The organism is Agromyces binzhouensis (assembly GCF_042672355.1).
GTDB lineage: Bacteria > Actinomycetota > Actinomycetes > Actinomycetales > Microbacteriaceae > Agromyces > Agromyces binzhouensis.
On record NZ_JBHXVJ010000001.1, the window covers coordinates 392,647 to 418,139 of the forward strand.

At 70.0% G+C, this 25,493-nt stretch carries 23 protein-coding genes; 8 read left to right on the forward strand and 15 right to left on the reverse strand.

Features of this window, described 5'->3' with window-relative positions:
• Nucleotides 1-91 precede the first annotated feature (91 nt).
• From dnaB to ACFVHK_RS01955, 6 genes are all read right to left on the reverse strand, one after another.
• Nucleotides 92-1,465 (reverse strand): replicative DNA helicase, encoded by a 1,374-nt coding sequence (gene dnaB / locus ACFVHK_RS01930; RefSeq protein ID WP_129234314.1) that lies wholly within the window; start codon nucleotides 1,463-1,465, stop codon nucleotides 92-94.
• A 489-nt stretch (nucleotides 1,466-1,954) separates the two neighbouring features.
• Nucleotides 1,955-2,407 carry a 50S ribosomal protein L9 gene (gene rplI, locus ACFVHK_RS01935; RefSeq protein ID WP_129234313.1) on the reverse strand — a complete coding sequence of 151 codons (453 nt, stop codon included), beginning with the start codon at nucleotides 2,405-2,407 and terminating at the stop codon, nucleotides 1,955-1,957.
• 11 nt (nucleotides 2,408-2,418) lie between these two features.
• Nucleotides 2,419-2,679: a 30S ribosomal protein S18 gene (gene rpsR / locus ACFVHK_RS01940; RefSeq protein WP_067947514.1), complete on the reverse strand. Its 261-nt coding sequence runs from the start codon at nucleotides 2,677-2,679 to the stop codon at nucleotides 2,419-2,421.
• A 73-nt stretch (nucleotides 2,680-2,752) separates the two neighbouring features.
• A complete protein-coding gene (locus ACFVHK_RS01945) occupies nucleotides 2,753-3,280 on the reverse strand; it encodes a single-stranded DNA-binding protein (RefSeq protein WP_376927344.1) in 528 nt (175 codons plus the stop codon).
• Nucleotides 3,281-3,285: 5 nt separating this feature from the next.
• On the reverse strand, nucleotides 3,286-3,669 hold the full coding sequence (gene rpsF / locus ACFVHK_RS01950; RefSeq protein ID WP_129234311.1) for a 30S ribosomal protein S6: 384 nt from the start codon (nucleotides 3,667-3,669) through the stop codon (nucleotides 3,286-3,288).
• A 156-nt stretch (nucleotides 3,670-3,825) separates the two neighbouring features.
• Entirely contained in the window at nucleotides 3,826-5,259 is a 1,434-nt protein-coding gene (locus tag ACFVHK_RS01955) for a CCA tRNA nucleotidyltransferase (RefSeq protein WP_376927345.1), read from the reverse strand.
• A gap of 104 nt (nucleotides 5,260-5,363) precedes the next feature.
• On the opposite strand from ACFVHK_RS01955, the gene ACFVHK_RS01960 reads away from it, so the two are divergent.
• The 6 genes from ACFVHK_RS01960 to ACFVHK_RS01985 all read left to right on the forward strand — a co-directional run bounded on the left by ACFVHK_RS01960 (nucleotide 5,364) and on the right by ACFVHK_RS01985 (nucleotide 13,184).
• The gene (locus tag ACFVHK_RS01960; protein WP_376927346.1) at nucleotides 5,364-7,523 is read left to right on the forward strand and encodes a DUF6049 family protein; all 2,160 of its coding nucleotides are present in this window, start codon (nucleotides 5,364-5,366) and stop codon (nucleotides 7,521-7,523) included.
• Complete coding sequence (gene murJ, locus ACFVHK_RS01965; RefSeq protein WP_376927347.1) at nucleotides 7,516-9,138, forward strand: murein biosynthesis integral membrane protein MurJ; 1,623 nt, start codon at nucleotides 7,516-7,518, stop codon at nucleotides 9,136-9,138. The genes ACFVHK_RS01960 and murJ overlap by 8 nt, the downstream gene beginning before the upstream one ends.
• Nucleotides 9,139-9,311: 173 nt before the next feature.
• A complete protein-coding gene (gene trxB, locus ACFVHK_RS01970) occupies nucleotides 9,312-10,322 on the forward strand; it encodes a thioredoxin-disulfide reductase (RefSeq protein WP_376927348.1) in 1,011 nt (336 codons plus the stop codon).
• A gap of 82 nt (nucleotides 10,323-10,404) precedes the next feature.
• Nucleotides 10,405-10,728 (forward strand): thioredoxin, encoded by a 324-nt coding sequence (gene trxA, locus ACFVHK_RS01975; RefSeq protein WP_129233079.1) that lies wholly within the window; start codon nucleotides 10,405-10,407, stop codon nucleotides 10,726-10,728.
• A gap of 157 nt (nucleotides 10,729-10,885) precedes the next feature.
• Nucleotides 10,886-12,208, forward strand: coding sequence for an aminotransferase-like domain-containing protein (locus tag ACFVHK_RS01980; RefSeq protein ID WP_449224244.1), 1,323 nt, complete (start codon nucleotides 10,886-10,888; stop codon nucleotides 12,206-12,208).
• Between the two features lie 16 nt (nucleotides 12,209-12,224).
• The gene (locus tag ACFVHK_RS01985; protein WP_376927350.1) at nucleotides 12,225-13,184 is read left to right on the forward strand and encodes a D-alanine--D-alanine ligase family protein; all 960 of its coding nucleotides are present in this window, start codon (nucleotides 12,225-12,227) and stop codon (nucleotides 13,182-13,184) included.
• Nucleotides 13,185-13,201: 17 nt separating this feature from the next.
• Here ACFVHK_RS01985 and ACFVHK_RS01990 read toward each other — a convergent pair whose 3' ends face one another.
• The 9 genes from ACFVHK_RS01990 to rpmH form a co-directional block, all read right to left on the reverse strand.
• Nucleotides 13,202-14,179: a ParB/RepB/Spo0J family partition protein gene (locus tag ACFVHK_RS01990; protein ID WP_376927351.1), complete on the reverse strand. Its 978-nt coding sequence runs from the start codon at nucleotides 14,177-14,179 to the stop codon at nucleotides 13,202-13,204.
• Nucleotides 14,179-15,120, reverse strand: a complete 942-nt coding sequence (locus tag ACFVHK_RS01995) for a ParA family protein (RefSeq protein WP_376927650.1) — start codon at nucleotides 15,118-15,120, stop codon at nucleotides 14,179-14,181. The genes ACFVHK_RS01990 and ACFVHK_RS01995 overlap by 1 nt, the downstream gene beginning before the upstream one ends.
• Nucleotides 15,121-17,473: 2,353 nt before the next feature.
• Nucleotides 17,474-18,535 (reverse strand): S66 family peptidase, encoded by a 1,062-nt coding sequence (locus ACFVHK_RS02000; protein WP_376927352.1) that lies wholly within the window; start codon nucleotides 18,533-18,535, stop codon nucleotides 17,474-17,476.
• A gap of 196 nt (nucleotides 18,536-18,731) precedes the next feature.
• Nucleotides 18,732-19,388, reverse strand: coding sequence for a 16S rRNA (guanine(527)-N(7))-methyltransferase RsmG (gene rsmG / locus ACFVHK_RS02005; protein ID WP_376927353.1), 657 nt, complete (start codon nucleotides 19,386-19,388; stop codon nucleotides 18,732-18,734).
• Between the two features lie 26 nt (nucleotides 19,389-19,414).
• A complete protein-coding gene (locus tag ACFVHK_RS02010; protein ID WP_376927651.1) occupies nucleotides 19,415-19,912 on the reverse strand; it encodes a Jag family protein in 498 nt (165 codons plus the stop codon).
• 5 nt (nucleotides 19,913-19,917) lie between these two features.
• The gene (gene yidC, locus ACFVHK_RS02015; protein WP_376927354.1) at nucleotides 19,918-20,895 is read right to left on the reverse strand and encodes a membrane protein insertase YidC; all 978 of its coding nucleotides are present in this window, start codon (nucleotides 20,893-20,895) and stop codon (nucleotides 19,918-19,920) included.
• A 9-nt stretch (nucleotides 20,896-20,904) separates the two neighbouring features.
• Nucleotides 20,905-21,396 carry a membrane protein insertion efficiency factor YidD gene (gene yidD / locus ACFVHK_RS02020; RefSeq protein ID WP_376927355.1) on the reverse strand — a complete coding sequence of 164 codons (492 nt, stop codon included), beginning with the start codon at nucleotides 21,394-21,396 and terminating at the stop codon, nucleotides 20,905-20,907.
• A gap of 1 nt (nucleotide 21,397) precedes the next feature.
• Nucleotides 21,398-21,784: a ribonuclease P protein component gene (gene rnpA / locus ACFVHK_RS02025; RefSeq protein WP_376927356.1), complete on the reverse strand. Its 387-nt coding sequence runs from the start codon at nucleotides 21,782-21,784 to the stop codon at nucleotides 21,398-21,400.
• A gap of 8 nt (nucleotides 21,785-21,792) precedes the next feature.
• Nucleotides 21,793-21,930: a 50S ribosomal protein L34 gene (rpmH, locus tag ACFVHK_RS02030; protein ID WP_129233069.1), complete on the reverse strand. Its 138-nt coding sequence runs from the start codon at nucleotides 21,928-21,930 to the stop codon at nucleotides 21,793-21,795.
• A 487-nt stretch (nucleotides 21,931-22,417) separates the two neighbouring features.
• Here rpmH and dnaA point away from each other — a divergent pair, with 487 nt between their 5' ends.
• Nucleotides 22,418-23,830 (forward strand): chromosomal replication initiator protein DnaA, encoded by a 1,413-nt coding sequence (gene dnaA, locus ACFVHK_RS02035; protein ID WP_376927652.1) that lies wholly within the window; start codon nucleotides 22,418-22,420, stop codon nucleotides 23,828-23,830.
• 448 nt (nucleotides 23,831-24,278) lie between these two features.
• Nucleotides 24,279-25,430 (forward strand): DNA polymerase III subunit beta, encoded by a 1,152-nt coding sequence (gene dnaN, locus ACFVHK_RS02040; RefSeq protein ID WP_376927653.1) that lies wholly within the window; start codon nucleotides 24,279-24,281, stop codon nucleotides 25,428-25,430.
• The last annotated feature ends 63 nt before the right edge of the window (nucleotides 25,431-25,493 follow it).

A 25,493-nucleotide genomic window follows, 5' to 3' on the forward strand; every position in this document is an offset into this window, starting at 1 on the left:
ACGGCGGGCCGGTGGCCGAGGCGCTCGACGAGTGGTGGCAGCGAGCGCGCGGCCCGTCGGGGACGGGCCGCGCGCAGTGGGGGCAGCTCGGCTACACCTGCACCATGTCGGCGAACCGCGAGAAGTGGCCGTGGAAGGCCACGGTCACGGTGCGGGTCGGTCCGTTGCGGTGCTTGGCGACGATGAGGTCGGCTTCGCCCGCGCGCGGGCTGTCGCGCTCGTACGCCGACTCGCGGTGCAGCAGGATCACCATGTCGGCGTCCTGCTCGATCGAACCCGATTCGCGGAGGTCGGAGAGCGCCGGCATCTTGTCGGCGCGCTGCTCGGGACCGCGGTTCAGCTGCGACAGCGCGAGCACGGGCACCTGGAGCTCCTTGGCCAGCAGCTTCAGCGCACGCGAGAACTCCGAGACCTCCTGTTGCCGGCTCTCGACGCGCTTGCCGCTCGTCATGAGCTGCAGGTAGTCGATGACGACCATCTTGAGGCCCACGCGCTGCTTGAGGCGGCGGCACTTGGCCCGGATCTCGACGAGCGTCATGTTGGGGGAGTCGTCGATGTAGAGCGGTGCGTCGTTGATGCGGCCGCGGGTCGAGGCGATGGTGGTCCAGTCGCGCGAGTCGACGGTGCCCTTGCGCATGTTCTGCAGGGGCACGGATGCCTCGGCCGAGAGCAGTCGCATCGCGATCTCGCTGCGCCCCATCTCGAGCGAGAAGAAGATCGTCGGCAGGTCGTGCGTGATCGCCGCCGACCGGGCGAAGTCGAGCGCGAGCGTCGACTTTCCCATCGCCGGACGCGCGGCGACGATGATCATCTGCCCGGGGTGGAAGCCGTTGGTGAGGTCGTCGAGGTCGGCGAAGCCGGTCGGCACGCCGGTCATCTTGCCGTCGGTGTGCTTCGCCGCCTCGATCTCGTCGATCGCGGTGCCGATCGCGTCGGTCAGCGGGACGTAGTCCTCGCTCTCGACCGAGCCCGTGACCGAGTAGATCTCGGCCTGGGCGTTGTTGACGAGTTCGACGACCTCGCCCTCGCCCGCGTAGCCCATCTGCACGATGCGCGTGCCGGCCTCGACGAGGCGGCGCAGGAGCGCCCGCTCGGCGACGATCGAGGCGTAGTACCCGGCGTTCGCCGCCGTCGGCACGAGGCTCGTGAGCGTGTGCAGGTACTCGACGCCGCCCGCCCGCTGCAGCTCGCCGTTCTTGGTGAGCTCATCGGTGACGGCGATGACGTCGGTGGGCTCGCCGTGGGAGTACAGCGCGAGGATGGCGTTGAAGACCACCTCGTGCTTGGGCACGTAGAAGTCGATTCCGCGGAGCGTCTCGATGACGTCGGCGACCGCGTCCTTCGAGAGCATCATGCCGCCGAGCGCGCTCTGCTCGGCGAGGAGATCGTGCGGCGGGGTCCGCTCGCCGCGACGGGACTCGGCCTCGTCGACCGGCTCGGCGATCCCCAGATGCGCGATCGACAATTCCTACCTCCGCTCGCCCGCCGGGCATGATCCATCGCCCCGCGACCAGTCTCGCCGGACCCCCCGACACCTCGTCGAACGGCTCTGGCGGGGCCCGTTCACGGCGTCATTCCGAAGGAGACTGACTCACCATAAGGAAGGGGTTCCCGCAGCACAAGCCGCCCTGTGGATAACTCTGTGGAGGACGTGGGCGAAACGCCGTGGAACATGTGCACAGTCCCTGTGGAGAACTGTGGAAATCTTGTGAATGACATGGCGTGAATTCGTGCTTGACCTGCGGTTTCTCGAATCCACACCTGTGGGGGGAAAATTCTTCCGTTTTCCCTCCGCCGCTTCCGCCCTCCTGTGTACAAACCTGAGGACAGCACCCCGAAATGCGGACTTGCGGCGGCCGGACCGACGGGTGTAGGGCGACCCCGAACGGCACGCAGAACGACGACGCGGCGGGGGCCTCAGCCCACCGCCGCGTCGTACGTGCGTCGGAAGCGACTACTTCGCCGCGACCACCTGGAGGGTGACCGTCGCGGTGACCTCGTCGCGCAGCTTGACGGTGACCTCGTGGTCGCCGACCGACTTCACCGGAGCGGTGAACTCCACCTTGCGCTTGTCGATCTCGCCGAGGCCGGCGTCGGCGACGGCCGACGCGACATCCGCGGGCTTGACCGAGCCGAACAGGCGGCCGCCGAGGCCGGCCTTGACGGCAAGCCTGACCTTCGCCGACTCGAGCTTGGCCTTGAGGGCCTGTGCGTCCTCGAGGGAGTGCAGCTCGCGCGCGGCACGCGCGGCCTTGATCTGGTCGACCTGCTTCTGGCCGCCACGGGTCCACGGGGTCGCGAAGCCCTGGGGGACGAGGTAGTTGCGGGCGTACCCGTTCTTGACCTCGACCACGTCGCCGGCCTCGCCGAGACCGGAGACCTCATGCGTGAGGATGATCTTTGCCATTTCCGTGCTCCTTAGCGGCCGGAGCCCGAGTAGGGCAGGAGCGCCATCTCGCGCGCGTTCTTCACTGCGCGGGCGATGAGGCGCTGCTCCTGCACGGAGACACCGGTGATGCGACGGGCGCGGATCTTGCCGCGCTCCGAGATGAACTTCCGAAGGGTCGCGACATCCTTGTAGTCGATGACGCCGACCTTGACGGACTTCGCGGGGGCGGCGTTCTTCGCGCCCTTGCCGCCGCGAGGCTTGCGGCGGTCGCCGCTGCTCTTTCCAGCCATGGTTCTTTCCTAATCGTGTGTGAGTTTCGGGTGCGAGCGGATGCCACGTGGCATCCGTCGCCGGCCTGGCGGCCTAGAAGGGCGTCTCGTCGCCGTAGTTGGTGCCCGGGGTGTTCCAGACGTCGCCGCCGCCCGAGGACTGGGCGGGCGCGCTCGGCGCCCACGCGTCGTCGGAGGACTGCTGGGCGCCCCCGAAGGAGCCGCCTCCTCCGCCGCCGCCGCCGACGCCGCGGTTGGACTGGGCGCGCGTCACGGACGCGGTGGCGTAGCGCAGGCTCGGGCCGATCTCGTCGACCTCGAGCTCGATGCTGGTGCGCTTCTCGCCCTCCTTCGTCTCGTAGGAGCGCTGCTTGAGACGTCCGGAAGCGATGACCCGGGTTCCCTTGGTGAGCGATCCGGCGACGTGCTCGGCGAATTCACGCCAGCAGCTCGCACGCAGGAAGAGGGCCTCGCCGTCCTTCCACTCGTTCGCCTGACGGTCGAACGTGCGGGGCGTCGACGCGATCGTGAAGTTCGCGACAGCCAGTCCGCTCTGCGTGTAGCGCAGCTCGGGGTCGGCGGTGAGGTTGCCCACCACGGTGATGACGGTCTCGCCGGCCATGGGGACTAGGCGTCCTTCTTGGCGGTGGCCTTCGCGGCGGCGGCGGCCTTCTTCGCGGCCTTCGCCTCCTCGGCCTTCTTCACGGCGGCGACCTGGGCGATCGCCTCCTCGGCGCGGAGCACCTTCGTGCGCATGACGGCCTCGCTGAGGTTCAGCTGGCGGTCGAGCTCGTTGGTGGTCGCGGACTCGGCGGTGAAGTCGACGACGGCGTAGATGCCCTCGGACTTCTTGTCGATCTCGTACGCCAGGCGACGCTTGCCCCAGATGTCGACGTTGTCGACGGTGCCGCCATCGTTGCGGATGACGTTGAGGAACTTGTCGAGGCTCGGAGCAACGGTGCGCTCGTCGATCGACGGATCGAGGATGACCATCAGCTCATACTGGTGCATGACAGACCCACCTCCTTCGGACTCAGCGGTCACAGACGTTCTGTGACAGGAGGGTGTTCATGCGTCGAACTGCGGAGGCCCGGATTCGGGCACGCAGACAACCTGTCAAGTGTAACGGATGCCTCGGCACCGCGCACATCGGCGGCGGGAGGTGGCTCAGGCGTCGCCGCGGGCGGCCCACCAGGCGAGCAGGCGCTCGCGCGCGGCATCCGGCCCGATCGGGCCCTCGTCGAGACGCACCTCGAGCAGGTGCCGGTACGCCTCGCCGACCACCGGACCCGGGCGGACGCCGAGGATCTCCATGATCTGCTGCCCGTCGAGCTCGGGGCGCACGGCCGCGAGCTCCTCCTCCTCGGCGAGCCGGGCGATGCGCTCCTCGAGGTCGTCGTACGCGAACCCGAGGCGATCGGCCTTGCGGCGGTTGCGGGTCGTGACATCCGCCCGCGTCAGGATGTGGAGCCGCTCGAGCTGGTCGCCCGCGTCGCGCACGTACCGGCGCACCGCCGAGTCGGACCACGCGCCATCCGTGTACCCGAAGAACCGCAGGTGCAGCTCGATGAGCCGCGACACCGCCTTGATGGTGTCGTTGTCGAACCGCAGCGCACGCAGGCGCTTCTTCGCGAGCTTCGCGCCCACCATGTCGTGGTGGTGGAACGACACGGCACCGCCCGGCTCGAGCCTCCGCGTCGCGGGCTTGCCGATGTCGTGCAGCAGCGCCGCGAGGCGAACCACGAGGTCGGGGGAGGCCAGCACCCCGCGCGAGACCTCGTAGTCGACGGCCTGGTCGAGCACGGTCAGGCTGTGCTCGTAGACGTCCTTGTGGTGGTGGTGCTCGTCGATCTCGAGCCGCAGTGCCGGGACCTCGGGGAGCACGCGCGCCGCGATCCCGCTGTCGACGAGCAGGCGGATGCCGCGGCTCGCGGCGCCCGTGCACAGGAGCTTCGACAGCTCGTCCCGCACCCGCTCGGCGGAGATCCGGTCGATCTCGGGCGCGAGCGCGGCCATCGCGGCGAGGGTGTCCGGTTCGACCTCGAAGCCCAGCTGGGCCGCGAAGCGCGCGGCCCGCATCATCCGCAGGGGGTCGTCGCCGAACGAGACCTCGGGCGCTGCGGGCGTCCGCAGCACCCGGGCGACGAGGTCCTCGACTCCGCCCGACGGGTCGACGAGGGTGCGCTGGGGCAGGCGCAGTGCGAGCGCGTTGACCGTGAAGTCGCGCCGCACGAGGTCGTCCTCGAGCGAGGTGCCGAACACGACCTCGGGCTTGCGGGAGGTGCCGTCGTAGGCGTCGGCGCGGTAGGTCGTGATCTCGACCGTGTGGCCGTGGACGATCGCGCCGATGGTGCCGAACGCGCGCCCGATGTCCCAGTGCGCCTCGGCGACGGGCTTCACCACGGCGAGGATCTCGTCGGGCGTGGCATCCGTCGTGAAGTCGAGGTCGTTCGTCGCTCGACCGAGGAACGCGTCGCGTACCGGGCCGCCGACCAGGGCCAGCTCGAATCCGGCCGCCCGGAAGGCGTCGGCCAGCGTGGCGACCGTCGGCGAGGCCGCCAGACCCGCGAGCCGGTCGAGGGCCTCCGCGACACTCTGCATTGCTCCATGTTAGGCAGGGTGCCCGCGGTGCGCCGCGTCCGGCGGCCGCGGCAGCCCGGCGACGCCCCACGACCTCCCGGGTCCGTCACCGTAGAATCGCCTCCATGCCGGCCGAGTCGACCCCTCCGCGACGCCTGCGCCGACTCCTCGCCCTCCTCTCCGCCGGGGCCGCCGCCGTGGCCCTCGGCCTCGCCGGCGCCGTCGCGCCGATCGACGGCCCGACCGGTCCGTCGGCCGCCCTCGCGGCCGAGCCCGTCGGCGGAGTCCTCGTGAGCGTCGCCCCGGCCGGCGGCACCTCGGTGGCCGGCGGTGCGCCGATCGACGTGGTCGTCGAGATCGTGAACGGCGGAGACAGCGCCCTCGCCGCCGGGACGCTCTCGATCGGCGTCGCCGCATCGGGCATCGACGACACCGCCGACCTCGACGCGTGGACCGCCGACGTCGGTCTGCCGGCGTCCGCCCGGACCGTCTCCGAGCGCACCACCGACGCCCTCCCCGTGGGCGCGGTCACGACGCTGCGGTTCACGGTCCCCGCCGGAGCCACCGCCGCCGGCGACCCGGCGATCGGGCTCGCCGCGTCGCTCGAGTCGGGCGGCACGGATGTCGCGGCCGGCACCACGGCCGTCGCGAACACGCTCGTGGCCGACGACGATCGCCCCGGGCTCGCGCTCGTCTCCCCGCTCACGGTGCCGGCGAACGAGGGCGGCATCCTCCCCGCCGATCGGCTGGCGTCGTGGACGGGCCCGACCGGGCTGCTCACCCGCCAGCTCGAGGCCGTGTCGGGGGCCGGGGTCGCGGTGGGCATCGACCCGCGCATCCCCCTGTCGATCCGCGCGCTCGGATCCTCCGCCCCGGAGTCGGCCGTGGCCTGGCTCGAGGCACTCGCGGAGATGCCGAACGAGGTCTTCCCCCTCGCATACGCCGACGCCGACCTCGCCGCGCAGTCGCAGGCCGGGCTCGACGCACCGCTCGAACCGATCGGCTTCGCCGACAGCGTCGACCCCGCCGACTTCGCCGAACCGCAGGGCCCCGCCGGTGCGACGACGGCGCCCGGCGAGGCGCCCACCGATGCGGAGCTGCTCGACTGGGACTTCACCCGGACCGACCTCGCCTGGCCGGCCGACGACACCGTGGCAGCCGGCGACCTCGACCGCTTCGCGGCCGGCGGACTGACGACCGCGATCCTGGCCCCCGGGAACGTCGAGCCGACGGGCGGGGCGGCGAACGCAGCCGCGACCATCGACGGTCGCGGGGCGGTCGTCGCCGACAGGCGGCTGCAGGAGCCGCTCCGGGTCGCCGCGGCCGCCCAGACCGACGCGGAGTGGCGCAGCGCCGCGTCTCGCCTGATCGCCGAACTGGCGCTCGGACGCGACGACGCTTCGACGACCCTCGTCGCCACGTTCGACCGGTCGGCCGGGGCCGACGCGGACCGCGTCGGCGAGACGATCGCCGTGCTGGATGCGTCCAGCTGGTCGCGCCCGGCGACGCTCGCCGAGGCGGTCGGTGCACCGCCGGTCCCGCGCACGCTCGTCTCGCTGCCTGAGGAGGCCCAGCGACTCGGGAACGTCGATCGCATGCTCGGCGCCGAGCTCGCGGTCGAGGAGTTCTCGGACGTGCTCGACGATCCGACGCTGCTCACCGCACCGACGCGACGCGACCTCCTCGCGCTCCTGGCCGTGGAATGGCTCGATGCTCCCACCGAGTGGACCGAGGCCGTCGGCCGATGGCTGATCGACCAGCGCGCGATCACGGACTCGGTCTCCGCCGTTCCCACGAGCAGCGTGCTCGTCGTCGCCAGCGAGACCGGCATCCCGATCACGGTCGAGAACGACCTCCCGTATCCGGTGAACGTCGTCGTCACGGTCGACCCGTCCAACGGCCGGCTGCTCGTCGAGGACACCGTCGAGGCGACCGTCGAGGGCGAGAGTCGTCGCACGGTCCAGGTCCCCGTCGCGGCCGGAGTCGGCAGCGGCGAGGTCACCCTCGAGGTCTCGCTCGCGTCACCCGGCGGCACGCCGCTCGGCTCGATCGTCCGGATCCCGGCGAACGTCCACGCCGACTGGGAGGGCGTCGGTGCGACCGTGCTCGCGGTCCTCGCGGTGGTCGTCTTCGGTGCCGGCATCCTGCGCACGATCCTGCGTCGCCGACGCGAGCGCGCCGCGACGGCGGGAGCTCAGTCCGGGCCCGAGTCCCAGCCTGAGGCCGAACCCGCGCCCGAGCACGAGCCGGAACCCGCCCGACCGGAGGACCCCACGCATGGCTGACGACCGCATCGCCCGGGCGAGCCTGTTCCTCGCGTCGGGCACGATCGTCTCGCGGTTGCTCGGGTTCCTGAAGGCGATCGTCCTCGCCGCGACCATCGGCGTCGTCGGCTCGGCGAGCGCCGACGCGTTCGCCGTCGCGAACGGCCTGCCCAACACGGTCTACGTGATCGTCGCGGGCGGCGTGCTCTCCGCCGTCCTCGTGCCGCAGATCGTCCGCGCGGCCGCCCACGCCGACGGCGGCAGCGCCTACATCAACAAGCTCGTCACGCTTGCGCTCGTCGTGATCGGCGCGGCGACCGTGGTCGCGACGGCGCTCGCGCCGGTGCTGGCCTGGCTCTACGGCGGTGGCTTCGCGCCGGACACCCTCGCGCTCGCGACCGCCTTCGCGTTCTGGTGCCTGCCCCAGATCTTCTTCTACGGGCTCTACACGCTGCTCGGCGAGGTGCTGAACGCGCGTCGGAGCTTCGGGCCGTTCACGTGGGTGCCGGTCCTGAACAACGTCGTCGCACTCATCGGCCTCGTCGCCTTCGGCATGCTGTTCGGCTTCGATCCCGCCGGCACCCGTTCCGCCGCCGACTGGACTCCGGGCATGATCGCGCTCCTCGCCGGGTCCGCGACGCTCGGCATCGCGGCCCAGGCGCTCGTGCTGTTCTGGTTCTGGCGTCGGATCGGCCTGCACTACCGACCCGACTTCCGCTGGCGCGGCGTCGGCCTGCGGTCCGCGGGGCGCATGGCGGGGTGGACGTTCGGGATGCTGCTGCTGACGACGTTCGCCGGCATCGTTCAGACGCGGGTCGTGAGCACGGCGTCCGAGCAGGGGGCGTCGGTCGCCGCGATCGAGAACGCGTGGCTGATCTTCATGCTGCCGCACTCGGTCATCACGGTCTCGATCGCGACCGCCTACTTCACGCGCATGAGCGAGCACGCACGCGACGGCGAGCTCGACCGGGTCCGCTCCGACCTCTCGGGCGCCGTGCGCGCCGTCGGCCTCATCCTCATGCTCGCCTCGGCCGTCCTCGTCGTGGTCGCCTACCCGTTCGCGGCGGTCTTCCAGCCGGGGAACTTCGCCAACGCGTCCGCGCTCGGCAACGTGATCATCGCCTTCGCCGTCGGACTCGTCGGGTTCAGCATCCTCTTCGTCGTGCAGCGGACCTTCTACGCGCTCGGCGACACCAGGACCCCGTTCATGTTCACCCTGGTCCAGGTGGTCGTGTTCACCGTCGCGGCGCTGTCGTGCCTGCTGCTGCCGGTGGAGTGGATCGCGGTCGGCGTCGCGCTGTCGACGACGGTGGCGGGCACCATCCAGCTCGGACTCGCCGTCCTCCTGCTGCGACCCAAGCTCGAGCGGCTCGACGCGACACGCGTGCTCACGAGCCTCGCGCGCGACTTCGCCGCGGTGATCGTGCCGGGGGTCGCCGGCGCCGCGATCGTGTGGGCGTTCGGAGGCTTCGCCGAGGGCGGGTTCGCCATCGCCGACCGGTGGGGCGCGATCCTCGTCATGGCCATCACCGGAACGGCGATGGCGGTCCTCTACGGCGGCATCCTCTGGCTGCTGCGCTCTCCCGAACTGCGCGGGTTCGCCGAGCCCGTGCTCGCGCGGCTCCGGCGCCGATGACGACGGATGACGCGGGGTGCGAGCCCGCGGATCCGCTCCGTCGCCGCCCAGCCTGTGACCCGCCCGTGAGCGCCGCGGGGCCCGGAATAGGCGCCGCCTAGACTGTGTTCACCATGTCGTGGCATCCGCGAAGTAGGATGCCGCGGGCATCGCACGGAACGACAGGAGCGGGTTTGCGCGACATCATCATCATCGGGTCTGGGCCGGCGGGATTCACCGCCGCCGTCTACGCGGCCCGCGCCGAGCTGAAGCCGCTGCTCATCGCCAGCTCCGTCGAGATCGGCGGCGAACTCATGAACACCACCGAGGTCGAGAACTTCCCCGGCTTCCCCGAGGGCATCATGGGCCCCGACCTCATGGGCAAGATGCAGGCCCAGGCGGAGCGCTTCGGCACCGAGGTCGTCTACGACGACGTCGTCGAGCTCGACGTCGAGGGCCCGGTCAAGCGCGTGAAGCTCGGCAACGGGGGTGAGCACGAGGCGAAGGCGATCATCTTCGCGACGGGCTCGGCCTACCGCAAGCTCGGCCTGCCCGAGGAGGAGCGCCTCTCGGGTCACGGCCTCTCGTGGTGCGCCACCTGCGACGGCTTCTTCTTCCGCGAGAAGACGATCGCGGTCGTGGGCGGCGGCGACTCGGCGATGGAGGAGGCGACCTTCCTCACCCGCTTCGCCGACAAGGTCTACGTGATCCACCGCCGCGACCAGCTCAAGGCGTCGAAGATCATGCAGCAGCGCGCGTTCGACAACCCGAAGATCGAGTTCGTCTGGAACGCCGAGGTGTCCGCGATCCACGGTGACACCGCCGTGACCGGTGTCACCCTGCGCGACACCGTCTCGGGCGACGTGAGCGCGCTCGACCTCGACGGCCTGTTCGTCGCGATCGGCAACGACCCGCGGACGCACCTCGTGCACGGCAAGCTCGACCTGACCGCCGAGGGCACCATCGCCGTCGACGGCCGTTCCTCCCGGACCTCGGTGCCCGGCGTGTTCGCCGCGGGCGACGTGATCGACCCGACGTACCGCCAGGCGGTCACGGCGGCAGGGTCCGGCACGGTCGCCGCGCTGGATGCCGAGCACTACCTCGCGGCCCTCGAGGACACCGACGGCGAGCCGGCTGCGGCAGCCGCCGAGGCTGCCGAGGTCGATGAGCTCGTCGCGGTCGACCTCGCGGACGCCGCTCGCTGAGAACCCCACTCCGGGGCGGATACCGGCATCGACATATGGCCGCGCACGCTCCGGACCGACGCTTCCACCAAAGGAGAACGCAATGACTGCACGTGCAGTATCCGAGGCCACCTTCGACCAGGAGGTGCTGCAGAACGACAAGGCCGTCCTCGTCGACTTCTGGGCCGAGTGGTGCGGTCCGTGTCGCGCGGTGAGCCCGATCCTCGACCAGATCGCGACCGAGCACTCGGACAAGCTCGACATCGTCAAGCTCAACGTCGACGAGAACCCGGGCCTCGCCATGAAGTACCAGATCACGGCCATCCCGGCCATGAAGGTCTTCAAGGGCGGCGAGGTCGTCCGCACGGTCATCGGTGCGAAGCCGAAGCCGATCCTCGAGCAGGACCTCGCCGAGTTCATCGGCTGATCGAGCCCCGCTCGTCGCGAAGGGCTGTAACCGCATGCCGCGGTTACAGCCCTTCGTCGTCGCGTCGGGTCTGCGGGGGCGTCACGCAGCGGCATCCGGTCCTGGCTGCTCCGTCCTGCTGGCTAGCATGGAATGCCTGAGCAGAACGGAACCAGCAGTGACCTCTGACGGAGTGCCCCAGCGGGCCGGCAACAACCTCGATCCGTGGTACGCGAACTACGCCGACCGAGCCGCCGGCTTCGCCGCCTCCGAGGTGCGCGCGCTGTTCGCCGTCGCCTCGCGTCCCGAGGTCGTCTCGCTCGCCGGCGGCATGCCGTTCGTGTCCGCACTCCCGCAGGAGCTCATCACCACCGCCTTCGAACGGACCATGCGCGAACAGGGCCCCGTGGCCCTGCAGTACGGCTCGGGCCAGGGCATCCCGGCACTCCGCGAGCACATCCTCGAGGTCATGTCGCTCGAGGGCATCCGCGCATCGGTCGACAACGTCGTGACCTCGACCGGATCGCAGCAGGCGCTCGACTTCGTGGCCAAGCTCTTCCTCGACCCGGGCGACGTCGTGCTCGCCGAAGCGCCGTCCTACGTCGGCGCCATGGGCGTCTTCCGGTCCTACCAGGCGTCGGTCGTGCACGTGGCGATGGACGACGACGGTCTCATCCCCGAGGCGCTGCGCGAGACCATCGCGCACCTGCGCGGGCAGGGCCGTCGCATCAAGTTCCTCTACACGATCCCGAACTTCCACAACCCGGCGGGCGTCACGCTCTCCGCCGCACGGCGGCCCGAGATCCTCGAGATCTGCCGTGCGAACGAGATCCTCGTGCTCGAGGACAACCCCTACGGGCTCCTCCACTTCGACGAGCCCGCTCCCGACGCCCTGCGCTCGATGGACCCGGAGGGCGTGATCTACCTGGGATCGTTCTCGAAGACGCTCGCACCGGGATTCCGCGTCGGTTGGGCGCTCGCGCCCCACGCCATCCGCGAGAAGCTCATCCTCGCGGCCGAGTCGGCGATCCTCTCCCCGTCCTCGTTCAGCCAACTCGTCGTCTCGGAGTACCTGTCGCAGGCCGACTGGCGTGGGCAGGTCGACGCCTTCCGCGGTGTCTACCGCGAACGGAAGGACGCGATGATCGAGGCGCTGGGGGAGTACCTGCCCCAGCTCTCGTGGACGAACCCCAACGGCGGGTTCTACGTGTGGGTGACGCTGCCCGACGTGCTCGACTCGAAGCAGATGCTGCCGAGGGCGGTCCGCGAACTCGTCGCCTACACGCCCGGCACCGCGTTCTTCGCCGACGGGCGCGGGCGGCACGCGATGCGGCTCTCGTTCTGCTATCCGACGCCCGATGCCATCCGCCTGGGCATCCGACGTCTGGCGACCGTCGTCAACGGCGAGCTCGACCTGCTCGACACCTTCGCCGGGACCGGCACGCTCCAGCTCCCCGATCGACCCGGCATCGAACTTGCACCGCCCACCGACCTCAAGTAGTGGAGAACCCCTGATCATGAGCGATTCCACCGGCCTTTCCGTCGTCGTGCTCGCCGGTGGCATCTCGCACGAGCGCGATGTCTCGCTCCGCTCCGGGCGACGCGTCGCCGACGCCCTCGCCGAGGCCGGCCACCGCGTCGAACTCCGCGATCCCGATGCCGGACTGCTGCCGTACCTCGCCGAGCATCGACCCGATGTGGTGTTCCCGGCGCTCCACGGCTCGAGCGGCGAGGACGGCACCCTGCTCGAACTCCTGGCGGCGCTGCGCATCCCCACGGTCGGCTCGACCGGCGCGGCGGCGCGGCGCGCGTGGTCGAAGCCGGTCGCGAGCTCGCTCATCGCCGCCGCCGGCGGTGCGGTGCCCGAGTCCATCGTGCTCTCGCACGAGGCGTTCCGCGAACTCGGTGCGGCGAGCGTGCTCAAGGTGGTGCGCGAGGCGCTCCCGGGCGACCTCGTGGTGAAGCCCGGCTCAGGCGGTTCCGCCCAAGGCGTCACCATCGTCGAGTCGACCGCCGACCTCCCTCGCGCGATGGTCGATGCGTTCACCTACGCCGACATCGCCGTCGTGGAGCGACGCGTCATCGGAACCGAACTCGCCATCGCGGTCGTCGAGACGGATGGCGCGCCGCGCGCGCTCACGGCGGTCGAGATCGTCCCGTCGGCAGGCGTCTACTCGTTCCAGGCGCGATACAACGCGGGGGAGACCACCTTCTTCTCGCCATGCCGGCTGTCCGAGGAGGCCGTCGAGCGGGCCACCGCTGCGGCCCTGGCCGCGCACCGCACGCTCGGACTCCGCGATCTGTCACGCGTCGATCTCATCGTCGACGACGAGGGCACGCCCTGGTTCCTCGAGGCGAACGTGCTCCCGGGTCTCACCGAGACGTCACTCGTACCTCTCGCGATCGAGGCGTCCGACACGGATGCCGCGACGGTCTACGACGCACTGGTCCGCACGGCCGCGCGGCGCGGAGCCTGACCTCGGCCGGGGCCCGATCAGAGCCCGTCGAGGTCCTCGCCGAGCTCCGACAGGATGCGGCGCAGGTCCTGAACCGTCGCGAAGTCGATGTTGATCTGACCCTTCCGCGCACCGAGCGAGATCTTGACGCGCGTGTCGAGTCGATCGCCGAGTCGCGTCGACAGGTCGTCGAGGAACTCCTGCCGCTTTCCGGCGGCAGGCTTCACGCGCGCCGGCTTCGGTTCGGAGGCGGCGATCGCCTCCGCGGCGCGTACCGAGAGGTCCTCGTTGACGATCTTGTCCGCGAGTCGCTGCATGGCCTCGGGGTCGCCCGCCGCGAGGATCGCCCTGGCGTGGCCGGCGGTCAGGACACCCGCCGCGACCCGGATCTGGACCGGCTCGGGGAGCTTCAACAGCCGGAGCGTGTTCGAGATCTGCGGGCGTGATCGGCCGATCCTCGACGCGAGCTCCTCCTGGGTGATGCCGAAGTCCGCCAGCAGCTGCTGGTAGGCGGATGCCTCCTCGAGGGGGTTGAGCTGCGAGCGATGGAGGTTCTCGAGGAGGGCGTCGCGGAGCATCGCCTCGTTCGCCGTCTCCTTGACCACGGCGGGAATCGAGTCGAGGCCCGCGGCCTTGGTCGCGCGCAGGCGACGCTCACCCATGACGAGCTCGTACTTGCCGGGCTCGTCGGGGTGCGGCCGGACCACGATCGGCTGGAGGACGCCGAACTCCCGGACCGAGTGCACGAGCTCCTCGAGGTCCTCGGGGTCGAACACCGACCTCGGCTGCTGTGCGTTCGGAACGATGTCATCGGGATTCAGCCGCGCGAGGTGCGCTCCGGGGACCGTGACGAGATTGGCCTCGACGGCATGCTCGACCGCGGCGACCGCGGTCGTCGGGGCGTCGCTGTCGGGGAAGAAGACATCGACCGGACGTGTGACCCTGGGCGGCGCGTCCTCAGTGGTCGGGATGAGGGCGCCGATTCCGCGGCCGAGACCCGTGCGCTTGGTCGCCATCAGTGGGACTCCTTCTGTTCGGACGCATCCTGCGCCCCGCGCCACGCGATCTCCGCGGCCGCCTCGCGATAGGAGAGGGAGCCGGTCGACGCGAAGTCGTAGCTGATCACGCTCTGTCCGTAGCTGGGGGCCTCGGAGACCCGGACCGAACGAGGAATGATCGTGTCGAGGGTCTGGGTGGGGAAGTGGTCACGGACCTCCTGCGCCACCTGCTGGGCGAGGTTCGTCCGCGAGTCGTACATCGTCAGGAGGATCGTCGTGAGCCGCAACTCCGGGTTCAGGTGGCGCTCGATCAGCTCGATGTTGCTCAGCAGCTGCGACAGGCCCTCGAGCGCGTAGTACTCGCACTGGATCGGAATCAGCACCTCCCGCGCAGCGACGAACGCGTTGATGGTCAGCAGTCCGAGCGAGGGCGGGCAGTCGATGAAGACGTAATCGTAGGGGCGCTCCATCGCCGCGAGGTGCGCGTCGAGCGCGCGACGGAGCCGCTGCTCGCGGGCGACCAGGGAGACGAGCTCGATCTCGGCACCGGCGAGGTGGATCGTGGCCGGCACGCAGTCGAGGTTCTCATGTTCGGTCGAGGGCTGCACGACGTCGGCGATGGGAAGATCGGACACGAGCACCTCGTAGACGCTCTGCAACTCGGATCGGTGATCGACGCCGAGCGCGGTCGACGCGTTGCCCTGCGGGTCGAGGTCGACCACGAGGACATGCGCTCCCGCGCGCGCGAGCGCAGCGGCCAGGTTCACGGCGGAGGTCGTCTTGCCGACGCCGCCCTTCTGGTTCGAGATCGTGAAGACCCTCGTGGTCGCGGGAAGCGGCAGCACGGCCTGGTCGAGCGCGAGTCGGCGCCGTGTCTCGTCGGCAAGCTGATCGGCCAGGGGAGTTCCTCCGTATGATTCCGATGTTTCACGTGAAACCGACCCTTGGGGGCCGGCGATGACGACATGGCTCGTCGTTGCGGTGAATGGATGGGAGACCGGCTCTGCGCGCTCGGTGTCCACGACCCGGCGCTCCGCCCCCGCCTCGTCACCCGCCACGACAGCATACGGCTCCGCCGGCACGGACGCCGCCTCGCGTGCCCCCTCGGCAGCCACTTCGCTCGTGTCGACGTCGACCGGCGGATGCGCCTCGACCGGGCGCGTCGCTCCCGGTCGATCGGGTGCCGCGGTCCGTGCGACCGGGGCCTCCGGCATCGGCTGCGACGCACTCGGTTCGACCTGGGAGCCGGCCTCCGGGCCGGAGTGGGTTCGGGGCTGCTGAAGGCTCGAGACCGTCTCGGCAGTCGCATCGCCGACGATCTCGCGGATGATGTCCTCGAGCAGCTTGTCCGGGTCCCCGTGGGGGAGGGGATGGCTCGACGGACCCGCCGCGGGCGCGGACTCATCGGAGAGCGCGGCCGCGGTTGCGGCGTCCCAGTCGTAGCGGCCGACCTTCGGCGGAGCGCTCGCACCGCCGCCATCCGCCACCTGTGGACCTGCCCCGGGGCTGGAGGCAGGACGTGGCACGGAGGCTTCGGCGAGCGGGTGCGCTTCGCCGTCGTCCGGACCGGGCGTCCGGACCGTCGTCGACGTCTCGGTGTCGGCACCGGCCTCAGCCGTGCGCCGCCAGGTGTCCTCCGGCGGAGCCCAGCGCCGGTCGGGGTCGTCATCCGCGCGCGATGCAGACGTTGACGATCCGGGGGCGGGGCTCGCGGGAGACGCCTGGGAGCCGGGCTGCGCCGCCGGTCCTGAGCCGGGCTCTTCGGCGGCGGGGCGCAGCAGTGAATCGAAGTCGGGCCGGCCTGCATCGTGCGCCTGCCGCCTCGCCGCCTCGGCGGCTTCCTCGACTCGTCGTTCCGCCTCGTACGCCTCGATCCGAGTGGGCTCCGGCTCACGCCGATCGGTCGTCGGCTCGACGGCATCGGACTGCGGCTTCCTGCGCTGGAACCAGCCGCGCCCACCGTTCGCCATGCCGCACTCCTGCCCCATCCGAGATCGCACGCCGTGCCCTGCGATCACTCCGAGCCCCAAGCCTAATCGCCGCCACGGATGCCGAAGCGGCGTCTCGCCGCCGAACCGGGAACTGGATCGACTCGACTGCTTCCCCCTGCGCCCGGCAGGGCGTTTCACGTGCAACGCCGCCACGGCAACGAAGACGATTTCCGCCGGGATGACGCGGGAGCTCGGCCCACCCGGCACCCACCTGTGCGTCGCCGATGCGCCACAGGGCTCACCAGCTCAGCGACGAACACGTGGCGAGCGCGCGGGACTCGCCGGACACGCATGGGCGGGCTTCACCGTCCTCTTGCGGCCCCCTCGGACGTCCCGGTGCCTCAGACGTGCACTCGACCAGATTCGGACGCCGTATCGATCCGTTCCACGTGAAACCCTCGCCGCGCAGGGTTCCGTGAACCCGAGCCCCGGTTGGTGGAATTCATCCCGCGCTGCGCAGGTCCTCATCCGGGACCGCGCGGGTCGACCACGACGGTCGTCCGCGATCGCGTCGACGTCGTACGGCGCCCACGACCTCTGTCCGAGCCGCACTCGGACGCTGCAGGAGACAGCGGGACTTGCGACCGAACCGCAGCGCTTCCGATCGAGCTCTCGCGACGTCCGGGCACGAGGTGTTTCACGTGAAACACCTCGGACGCCGTGCACGCCCCTCGATCGATCCTCCGGCCCCCGCGACGCGGCCACCGCGGCGCCAGTCGGAGGCGCCGCGGCCCGGGAGCACCGAGACGCCCCGTCCCGCTGTGCCGTCACGAGCCGGCTTCAGGGCGGAAGGTTCTCACCGCGGCGATGTCGTCCCAGGACCTGCCGACCTTCCGGCCGCGGACGGATCGGGAGAATGAGCGGCGGTCGATCCTGCGGTGAGCCGACGGCTCCGCCGATCCGGATGCACTCGTCCATGATCGCGTGCCGGCCCGTCCGCACGCTCTGCCGCACCTGCCGGGCCCGGCCCGTCAGGGGCTGGACCCAGGTGCACCGGAGCAGTCCGAGCGCCTGAGGACAGGGCGGCGCTCGACGGCAACCCGATGACTACCGGTTCACGGATCCCACGGCTCGATGGCTCCTCGCGCGAACTCGCCCGCCGCGCCACCGTTCCACGTGAAACCTCCCACCGGAACATCGACGGGCCACGCGTCCGACACGGATCGACGAAGTCAGGAGACCGCCGGGATCGCTCCCTCGGAGGACTCGGCATGGGATCGACCTCGGACTCCAAGCGGCGAGTAGGCCGCGTCCGTCGGGGCACCGGCGGTACACCGGGTACCGGTGCGTTTCACGTGGAACATCGTTCCGACGTCGCCGTTCAATCCGCCGTGCCGTAGTCCGCGGTGATCGATCCAGCCGTGGGGTCCAACGAGACCTCGCCACCGTACGGCAGGATCCACTGGGGTCGGGTATGGCCGAAGGGCGGGCCGACGCACACCACCGCCCCGGGGTTGTAGCGTCCGATCGTCGTGACGATGGCGTCGCGCTGCGCTGCCCGGTACGCGACGCGATCGTCCGAGGGCGGCATCACCTCCAGGGAACTGGCGGGCGGGCGGGCGGCGATCACGCCCGCGAGCGGTGACAGCAGCCCGCGCTCACCCATGGCACGCAGCACGCGCGTCACCCAGTCGGCCGGCGGCAGGAGTTCGCTCGTCTCGACCAGCAGGACCGAGCCTTCCAGCACCTCCGGCGCGAAGGGGAACCGATCTGCGACGAGCACCTGGTCGATCACCTCGAGGCAACCGCCCCACGTCCTTCCGCTCAGCGCACCGGTGCCGCCGGCCCAGCTCCACGGTTCCGTGCTCTCGCGTTCACCGAACTCGGACAACGACCGCGGATCGGTCCACGGCACTCCGAAGTCCTCGGACTCGCCCGGCTCGACGACGTCGAGCACGCCCCCGTCCAGCAGTGCGGCGCGCAGCGATCGGGCGTGGACGGCATCGACATCAGGTCCGGCGCCGAGATGCACCTGCGTGCTGCCGCCGTAGAAGCTCGCCACGCCGTTCGTCCACAGCCAGTGATGGAGATTCGTGTTGTCGCTGTAGCCGACGAACGGCTTCGGGTCGCCCCGGATCGCCTCGGCCTCCAGGTGAGGGATCACGAGGATCTGGTCGTCTCCGCCGATCGTGGCGAGGATCGCCCGGATCGACGGGTCGGAGAACGCCGACATGAGGTCAGCAGCACGGGCGGACGGGCTGGCGTCCGGAAGGCGGGTCGTCGGGTACTCCACCGGCACGAGACCGGTCAGCTCCACGAGCCGTCGCATCGCCTGCTCATGGATCGCAGGGAAGTAGGCCGGCGCGGCCCAGGCGGGGGAGAGCACGGCGACTCGATCACCCGCCCGGGCCTTGGGCGGCTGGGTCAGTTCGTGGGCAGGCATGTCGCGATCATCTCGCACTCCGCGGTGATGGGAGACCTCGCGCGAACGCCGATCGGCACCAGGCGGCTGCGAGCATCCGACCGAGCCTGGACCGCCGCCGTCCGTGACGTCTGCGGTGCACCGACTCAGCGGCCGCGAAGCTACGAGGCCGTGGCGGCCCTGGTCGACGCCGAACTGCGCCGGCGCCCGGCTGCGGTCATGCCGACGGCACGCGCGCCCGGAAGACCCGGGTCACGTCGTCGACCACGCCCTCGCCGAGGACGACCACCTCGACGTCACTCAACCGGTACTTGCGGATCGCCTTCTCTGCTGCACCGATCTCGCCGGCGACACCGCTGCCCTTCATGAGGACGAGCTCACCCCCCGGTCGAAGCAGGGGAGCGGTGATCGGGATCAGCGTCCGGAGCGCGCTCACCGCGCGAGCCGTGACCTGATCGAGCCGCCCCTTGAGCTTGACCTCCTCGGCCCGAGCACGAACCACCTCGACGTTGTCGAGTGCGAGTTCACCGACCTGACGCTCGAGCCAGGCGACCCGACGCTCCATGGGCTCGATGAGGGTCAGATGCACGTCCGGACGGGCGATCGCCAGCACCAGTCCCGGAAGGCCGGCGCCGGATCCGACGTCCCCGACACGACCCGGCCGGAGGAGGGGAGCGACCAGTCCCGAGTTGACGACGTGACGCGTCCAGAGCCGCGGCAGCTCGAGCGGGCCGATCAACCCGAGCTCCTCGCCGTGTTCGGCGAGGCTCTCGGTGAACGCGCGTGCGACATCGAGGCGGTCGCCGAACACCACTGAAGCAGCCGCCGGCTCGGGCTCGAGCCCGGACGGCTGGGCGGGCGTCTGGTCAGTCATGTTTCACGTGGAACGGAAGGCGGCGGTCAGCCGACACGCGTGATGACGGTGTGGCGGTCCGCACCTTCGCCCCGCGACTCCGAGTGAAGGCCCCGCTCGGCGACGAGATCGTGCACGAGCTTCCGCTCGTAGGACGACATCGGGGGGAGTGCCGCTTCGGACGCGCCGGCCTCGAGGCGCTCCGCCGCACGGGCGACGAGGCGGCCGAGCTCGTCGCGGCGCGCATCGCGCGATCCGCCCACGTCGAGGATGAGCCGCGAGAAGGAACCGGTCTTGGTCTGCACCGCGAGCCGGGTCAGTTCCTGCAGCGCGGTGACCGTGTCGGGGCGGGAGAGCACCGCCAGGTCGGCGGCGTCGGAGGCGTGCACCGAAACGTAGGCGCGACCGTTGCGCGCATCGATGTCGATGTCGCCGTCGAGGTCGCAGATGTCGAGGAGTTCCTCGATGTAGTCGGCGGCGATGTCGCCCTCCTCCTCCAACTGCTCGAGGGATCGGGTCGCGGCGTCGTGCTGGACGTCCGTCATCGAGGTCACTTCCTGTTCTGCTTCTTCGCGCGGTTCTTGCCCATGGGCTGCTGGCGCTGCGTCGTGGAGGGCTTCTGGGGCTCGGCATCGTCGGCGTCGGCCTTGGTCTCGACGACGAGCTTGCCCTTGCGGGCGAGACGCGCCTCGCGGGCCTTGGCGGCATCGCTGCCGGGCGTCGGCATGTTCCGGATGACGATGAACTGCTGGCCCATCGTCCAGAAGTTCGAGACGAGCCAGTAGAACATCACGCCGAGCGGGAACGCCACGCCCGAGAACGCGAAGACCAGGGGGAGCAGGTAGAGCAGGATGCGCTGCTGCCGGAACATCGGGCTCGCCTTGGTCTCGGGCGACATGTTCTTCGAGACGATCTGGAGCTGCGTGATGAACTGCGACGCGGTCATCAGGATGATCATCGTGACGGCCACGAACATGGTCGAGGCGCTGAACGGCTCGCCCGCCATCATCGCGTTCCACTCGCCGATGAAGGTCGAGTTCAGCGGGGCTCCGAGGAACGTCGCGTTCGAGAACGAGTCGGCGAGCGTCGGCGTCAGCACGCCCACGCCGCCGCGGTCCGCGTGGATCGACGCGTCGTTCAGCACCGAGAACAGGCCGAAGAAGATCGGCATCTGGAGCAGCAGCGGCAGGCACGAGGAGAGCGGGTTCGTGCCGGTGCGCTTGTAGAGCTCCATGGTCTCGCGCGACATCGCCTCGCGCGAGAACTGGTCCTTCTTGCCCTTGTACTTGTCCTGGATCTTCTTCAGCTGCGGCGCGACCTCGAGCATGCGGCGCTGGCTCTTGATCTGGCGGACGAAGATCGGGATGAGGGCCGCGCGCACCACGACGACGAGGCCGACGATGGCGAGCACCCACGTGATTCCCGCGTTCGGGTCCATCCCGAGGAAGGTCCACAGGGAGTGGAATGCGACGAGGATCAGCTCGATGGCCCATTTGATGGGCCATAGCAGTGTGCCGAAGATGTCCATGGGGGCGGGTCAGTCCTTCCGGGACGTGATGGGGGAGCGTTCGGGTGCGGCGAGGCGAGGCGAGGCGGATGCCACGGTGTCGCCCTGCGGGGTGTGGTGGCGGTGTCCGTGCGAATCCGCCGATGCGACCGGCGTGGTCGAGCCGACCCGCCGACGCCCGCTGCGGTCCGCGTGGCGACCCTTGGGGCCGGAAGAGCCGGCCCAGTCCGCCGGGATGACGAGGCCGACCCGTGTGACGTGGAATCGGCGCACGCGAGGCAGGGGCACGTCATCGATGCCGCCGGCCGACCACGGGTTGCACCGGACGATCCGCCACGCGGTGAGCGCCGATCCGACGACCAGGCCGCGGTGCTGCACCGCGCCGAGGCCGTAGGCCGAACAGGAGGGGTAGTACCGGCAGACGTCGCCGTAGAGCGGGGAGACCACGGCCCGATAGGCACGGATGAGCAGCACGCCCGCGTTGCGGGGCAGGAGCCAGACGAACCAGGCGAGGTTCTTCACGTCAGAGGTCTTCCGCTCGGGCGACAGTCGGTGCGGCGCCGCCCGTGCGGCGCCGAGCACCGCGCGATGCCAGCGCTTCGCCGAGCTCGTCGCGGAGCTCTGCGAAGCCGACTCCGGAGGCGGTGGGGAGCGCACGTACGACGACGTCGACGGCGGATGCCCCGCCGTCGACGAATTCGCGGCCGGCCGCCTTCAACCGCCGTCGAACGAGGTTCCGGCGGACGGCGGTGCCGACCTTCTTGGACACGATGAAGCCGAAGCGCGCGTCGGAGCCCGCCTCCCGCGAGCGGATGTAGCTCACGGTGTGGGCACCAGCGACCTTCGCACCACGGCGCACGATGAACCGGTAGTCATCGGCGCTCGTGATGCGGTTGGCTTTGGCGAGCACCGAGGAACTTACGCGGAGAGCTCGGTGCGGCCCTTGGTGCGGCGGGCCGAGAGGATCGCGCGACCGGCACGGGTCCGCATGCGAGCGCGGAAGCCGTGCTTCTTGGCGCGACGACGGTTGTTGGGCTGGAACGTACGCTTGCTCATCTTCTTCTCCGGCTGGGAAATTCCGCGCACGGACGCGTCACAGGTGCGCCGGCGGGGAGAACTCGGTGCCCGAAAGGGCTGCGGTCAACTGATTAAAACTACGGCTTGCGGATGCCGCGGTCAAACCGGGCGCACTGGGGAAACGACATTCTGCACCGATCCACAGGTTCACCGGAGGAGCGACACGCCGGGAGCGTCCGGGATCCCCCAGCGGGCATTTGTCGCAGCAGGTCCGATTCGCTAGCGTGTGACACCAGTTATCCCCAGCCTGCGCGGCGGAATCACGCGGTTCTCGCAAGTCTGCTCACAGGTGGTGGAGAACGTTGTGAACAGACGCCTTCGGGCCGCTCCACCGAATCGCTCGGGGGAGCGACGAGCGGCCGCCGAACGGTGCGACAGATTGCGGGGAGCGATGACGGAACAGCCCATCAGCGAGACGTGGGCGACGGTCCTCGAACGACTCTCCGACGACGCGGCGATCACGCCGATGCTGCAGGGCTTCCTGAACCTGGTCGAGCCGAAGGGCATCGCCGCGGGCACGTTCTACCTCGAGGTTCCGAACGACTTCACCGCGAGCATGCTGAACCAGCGGATGCGGGTGTCGCTCCTCTCCGCGATGAGCGCGATCGAGGCCCCGTCACCGGTCACCTCCTTCTACGTCGTGGTGAACCCCGAGCTCGAGGAGCTGCGCCCGGCCGATCCGGTCGCGAGCGGACCGATGGGGGGCCCGCCATCCGTCGGCGGAGGCGCACCGGGAATGGGCGGCGCGGGGATGTCCGGACAGTCGATGGGCCTCGACGAACCCCAGGCCGGGCCGCAACCGATCTTCGACAGCGGCAGCGGCAGCATCGACCGCCCCCGCGACGCGCGCCTGAACCCGAAGTACTCGTTCGACAGCTTCGTCATCGGCCAGTCCAACCGGTTCGCGCACGCCGCGGCGGTGGCCGTCGCGGAGGCGCCGGCGAAGGCCTACAACCCGTTGTTCATCTACGGCGACTCCGGCCTCGGCAAGACCCACCTGCTGCACGCGATCGGTCACTACGCGATGAGCCTCTACCCGGGCATCCGCGTACGCTACGTGAGTTCCGAGGAGTTCACCAACGACTTCATCAACTCGATCGCGAACAACCGCGGCTCGCTCTTCCAGCAGCGCTATCGCAACATCGACATCCTGCTGATCGACGACATCCAGTTCCTGCAGGGCAAGGCGGAGACGCAGGAGGCGTTCTTCCACACCTTCAACACGTTGCACGACCACAACAAGCAGGTCGTGATCACGAGCGACGTGCCGCCGAAGCACCTCACCGGCTTCGAGGACCGGATGCGCAGTCGCTTCGAGTGGGGTCTCATCACCGACGTCCAGGCGCCCGACCTCGAGACGCGCATCGCGATCCTCCGCAAGAAGGCGCAGAACGAGCACCTCCAGGTGCCCGACGACATCCTCGAGTACATGGCCTCGAAGGTCTCGAGCAACATCCGCGAACTCGAGGGCACGTTGATCCGGGTGACCGCCTTCGCGAGCCTGAACCGGACGCCGGTCGACATGCCGCTCGTGCAGACGGTCCTCAAGGACCTGATCACCGACGACACGGACAACGTGGTCGCGCCGGTCGACATCATCACCGCGACCGCCGACTACTTCAAGCTCACGGTCGACGACCTGTACGGTTCGAGCCGATCGCAGGCGGTCGCGACGGCGCGTCAGATCGCCATGTACCTGTGCCGCGAGCTGACCAGCCTCAGCCTGCCGAAGATCGGCCAGCTCTTCGGCAACCGCGACCACACCACGGTGATGTACGCCAACAAGAAGATCTCGGAGCTGATGAAGGAGCGCCGGTCGATCTACAACCAGGTGACCGAACTCACCGCCCGCATCAAGCAGACCGCCCGCTACCGCTGAGCCCGGTCGACGACGGATGCCGCGCTCGCGCGGCCGCTCGGCGCGCCCTCGAGCACCCTCCCGGGAGCCCGCCGACACGATTCCGCACAGGTGTGGAAAATCTGTGGATTGTTAACGAGCAACCGCGCCACCACTGTTGAGACGCGGCCTCGGCCTGTGCACAACTCCGAACACCGGTCGTCGACGAACGATGCCGCTCCCCTCGGTTTCCACACGCCGTGCACAGCCCTGACGGCCTCGCATCGGCGTGATCATGCGGATCTCCGAACGCCATCCACAGTTTCCACACCGGTTAACACCGTTAAGAGATATCTGGATTAACCCACGGCGTTCGGCAACCTGGGATCGGGCGGGTTCGGCGCGCACTCGAGGCACGGGAAATCACCGCGCCGGAAACAGGCGTCCGGATAGCATGGGACCCACCCAGCACCTCCACGACGGGAGAACCGTGAAGTTCCAGGTCAATCGCGACGTCTTCAGTGAGGCCGTGTCGTTCGCCGTCAAGCTGCTGCCGCAGCGCACGACCCTCCCGATCCTCTCCGGCGTGCTGATCCAGGCCGAGGGCGACGGACTGGTCCTCTCCTCCTTCGACTACGAGGTTTCATCACGGACCGAGATCCAGGCCGACGTCGAGGAGCCGGGCACCGTGCTCGTGTCCGGCCGGCTCCTCGCCGAGATCGCCGGGCGCCTTCCGAACGCGCCCGTGCGGGTGTCCACCGAGGAATCGCGCATCTCCGTGACCTGCGGGTCCGCGAGCTTCACGCTGCTGTCGATGCCCGTCGAGGAGTACCCGTCGATCCCCGAGATCGGCGAGCAGACCGGCGTGGTCCCGGCCGAGGAGTTCGCATCGGCCGTGGCGCAGGTCGCGGTCGCGGCATCCCGCGACGACGTCACCCCCGTCATCACCGGCGTCCAGCTCGAGGTCCGCGAGACGAACCTGAGCCTCGTCGCCACCGACCGCTACCGTGTCGCGATCCGCGAGATCGAGTGGGACGGCGGCGGGGTCGCGGGCGAGTCCGACACGACGACGGCCCTGGTGCCCGCCCGCACGCTGCAGGAGGTCGGCAAGACGTTCGGCCACTCGGGCACCATCTCGGTCGCGATCACGAGTCGAGACGATCGCGAGCTCATCGCGTTCTCGGCCGACCGGAAGACGGTCACCAGCCTGCTCATCAAGGGCAACTTCCCGCCCGTCCGCCGGCTGTTCCCCGAGACGGTCGACAACTACGCGGTGATGAACACCGCCGAGCTCATCGAGGCGACCCGTCGCGTCGCGCTCGTGCTCGAGCGCGAGGCCGCGCTCCGCTATTCCTTCACGGCCGACGGCCTCACCCTCGAGGCGATCGGCAGCGAGCAGGCCCAGGCGTCCGAGTCCATCGACGCGATCCTCACCGGAGACGACACGGTCGTCTCGCTGAAGCCGCAGTTCCTCCTCGACGGCCTGCAGGCGGTGCCGAGCGAGTTCGTGCGGATCTCCTTCACCAAGACCGAGAACCCGAACAAGCCGGGGCCGGTGCTGATCACGAGCCAGACGTCGCGTGAACAGGCGGGCGCCGACAGCTATCGCTACCTGCTGCAGCCGAACCTGCTGCTGCGGTAGCCCGGCACCCCGTGCCGCGATGTCGGCGCGGGCGGGTACCGTGGGGGTTCGCAGGAAGGGAGC

What these genes read in the sequence shown, in the direction of transcription:
- rplI (WP_129234313.1), bottom strand. Translation starts at nt 2,407, where the DNA reads ATGGCAAAGATCATCCTCACGCATGAGGTCTCCGGTCTCGGCGAGGCC.
- rpsR (WP_067947514.1), bottom strand. Translation starts at nt 2,679, where the DNA reads ATGGCTGGAAAGAGCAGCGGCGACCGCCGCAAGCCTCGCGGCGGCAAG.
- ACFVHK_RS01945 (WP_376927344.1), bottom strand. Translation starts at nt 3,280, where the DNA reads ATGGCCGGCGAGACCGTCATCACCGTGGTGGGCAACCTCACCGCCGAC.
- rpsF (WP_129234311.1), bottom strand. Translation starts at nt 3,669, where the DNA reads ATGCACCAGTATGAGCTGATGGTCATCCTCGATCCGTCGATCGACGAG.
- ACFVHK_RS01955 (WP_376927345.1), bottom strand. Translation starts at nt 5,259, where the DNA reads ATGCAGAGTGTCGCGGAGGCCCTCGACCGGCTCGCGGGTCTGGCGGCC.
- ACFVHK_RS01960 (WP_376927346.1), top strand. Translation starts at nt 5,364, where the DNA reads ATGCCGGCCGAGTCGACCCCTCCGCGACGCCTGCGCCGACTCCTCGCC.
- murJ (WP_376927347.1), top strand. Translation starts at nt 7,516, where the DNA reads ATGGCTGACGACCGCATCGCCCGGGCGAGCCTGTTCCTCGCGTCGGGC.
- trxA (WP_129233079.1), top strand. Translation starts at nt 10,405, where the DNA reads ATGACTGCACGTGCAGTATCCGAGGCCACCTTCGACCAGGAGGTGCTG.
- ACFVHK_RS01985 (WP_376927350.1), top strand. Translation starts at nt 12,225, where the DNA reads ATGAGCGATTCCACCGGCCTTTCCGTCGTCGTGCTCGCCGGTGGCATC.
- ACFVHK_RS01990 (WP_376927351.1), bottom strand. Translation starts at nt 14,179, where the DNA reads ATGGCGACCAAGCGCACGGGTCTCGGCCGCGGAATCGGCGCCCTCATC.
- ACFVHK_RS02000 (WP_376927352.1), bottom strand. Translation starts at nt 18,535, where the DNA reads ATGCCTGCCCACGAACTGACCCAGCCGCCCAAGGCCCGGGCGGGTGAT.
- rsmG (WP_376927353.1), bottom strand. Translation starts at nt 19,388, where the DNA reads ATGACTGACCAGACGCCCGCCCAGCCGTCCGGGCTCGAGCCCGAGCCG.
- ACFVHK_RS02010 (WP_376927651.1), bottom strand. Translation starts at nt 19,912, where the DNA reads ATGACGGACGTCCAGCACGACGCCGCGACCCGATCCCTCGAGCAGTTG.
- yidC (WP_376927354.1), bottom strand. Translation starts at nt 20,895, where the DNA reads ATGGACATCTTCGGCACACTGCTATGGCCCATCAAATGGGCCATCGAG.
- rpmH (WP_129233069.1), bottom strand. Translation starts at nt 21,930, where the DNA reads ATGAGCAAGCGTACGTTCCAGCCCAACAACCGTCGTCGCGCCAAGAAG.
- dnaA (WP_376927652.1), top strand. Translation starts at nt 22,418, where the DNA reads ATGCTGCAGGGCTTCCTGAACCTGGTCGAGCCGAAGGGCATCGCCGCG.